1 protein-coding gene is annotated in these 1,902 nt (G+C 51.3%); it reads left to right on the top strand.

Features of this window, described 5'->3' with window-relative positions:
- Positions 1-525: 525 nt before the first annotated feature.
- Entirely contained in the window at positions 526-1,833 is a 1,308-nt protein-coding gene (locus ACI7RC_RS21085; protein ID WP_408110167.1) for a dicarboxylate/amino acid:cation symporter, read from the top strand.
- Positions 1,834-1,902: the final 69 nt, after the last annotated feature.

Below are 1,902 nucleotides of genomic sequence, written 5' to 3' on the forward strand. Positions count from 1 at the left end.
GTGCCGTTTTTTGTAGTGCAGACGGCCAGTCCCAGCTTCCCCGCCGGCGTGCCACGTACGAAGCGAGCCCATTTTTCTCGGTCTCCTCGCACAATGTTCGCACAAAACAAAGAATCATTAGATATTTTTACTGGTCATTTTTGGTCGACGTGCCGTTTTTTGTAGTGCAGACGGCCAGTCCCAGCTTCCCCGCCGGCGTGCCACGTACGAAGCGAGCCCATTTTTCTCGGTCTCCTCGCACAATGTTCGCACAAAACAAAGAATCATTAGATATTTTTACTGGTCATTTTTGGTCGACGTGCCGTTTTTTGTAGTGCAGACGGCCAGTCCCAGCTTCCCCGCCAGCGTGCCACGTACGAAGCGAGCCCATTTTTCTCGGTCTCCATCCCCCATGTTCACACAAACCAAAAGGCATTTTCCCGCGACCAAAAAGACCAAAATGAACAATAAGACCAGATCATTTCCATCATCCGCTAAACATTTTACAATGGATTTACAAAAGCGTAAACGTTTTCACAAATGATGATGGGATGTGAGCAAAAGGTGTTTTCAAAGCTGAAGAATTTAACAGTGCAAGTCATTTTGGCCATTATTCTCGGTATTATCGTCGGCTATTTATACCCAGCGTTCGGGGCGCAGCTAAAAGTGCTTGCGGACATCTTTATCAAGCTGATCAAAATGGTGATTCCGCCAGTCGTCTTCTTTACCGTCGTGATCGGCATTGCCAGCATGGGCGATTTGAAGAAAGTGGGACGCATCGGCGGAAAGGCGCTGATCTATTTTGAAATCGTTACCACTTTCGCCCTTGCGATCGGTATCGTCGTAGTCAATCTGTTAAAGCCGGGCGTGGGTTTTGACAAAAGCGCAGCAGGCACGGGCGACATCACGAAGTACACAAAAGAAGCGGCGGAACACACTGGCGTGATGGATTTCCTCATGGGAATCATTCCGGACAACGTCGTTGGTGCGATGGCCAAGGGAGAACTGCTGCCGATCCTGTTCTTCGCAGTGCTGTTCGGACTCGCTTTGGCCGCGATGGGATCCACCGCGAAGCCGGTCATCAACCTGTTTGAGAAGCTGGCGCAAGGATTTTTCGGCGTCGTCAACATGATCATGCGGTTTTCACCGATTGCAGCATTCGGAGCGATGGCCTACACCATCGGAAAGTTTGGCTTGGACTCCCTGTTGAATCTGGGAAAACTGATGGGCTCCGTCTACCTGACCATGTTCCTGTTTATTATCGTTGTATTGGGCCTCATTGCCAAAATGTACAAATTTAGTATTTTCTCTTTTATCAAGTACATCCGCGAAGAAATTCTGCTGGTGCTGGGTACGTCTTCTTCCGAATCGGCGCTGCCGAGCCTGATGAAGCGGCTGGAGAACTACGGCTGCGGAAAGTCCGTAGTAGGACTGGTCGTACCGACCGGCTACTCGTTTAACTTGGATGGAACCTCGATCTACCTGTCGATGGCCGCGATCTTCATCGCTCAGGCGTACGGCATTGACCTGACCATATGGCAAGAGCTTACCCTGCTCGGCATTCTGATGGTGACTTCAAAAGGCGCTGCAGGTGTGACCGGTTCCGGCTTCGTCACCCTCGCTGCTACACTGGCGGCATTCCCGATGATTCCGGTAGAGGGGATGGCTCTCTTGCTCGGGGTTGACCGCTTCATGTCAGAGGCACGCGCCATCACCAACCTGATCGGCAACGGGGTTGCCACGGTAGTCATCTCCAAAACAGAGGGAGAGTTTCACCCTGGCAAAAAGCCGGAGACATTGGCTGAGGCTGATGACGAATCGGATGCTGCCGCTGCGAGCACTTCTCTCGCTTAAAATAAAAACGAATCATGTATCACGGAGGGTGTCCCAAAAGTCATTGTAGATGACTGAGGGACGGCCCTC

The organism is Brevibacillus sp. B_LB10_24 (assembly GCF_046036945.1).
Taxonomy (GTDB): Bacteria; Bacillota; Bacilli; order Brevibacillales; family Brevibacillaceae; genus Brevibacillus_C.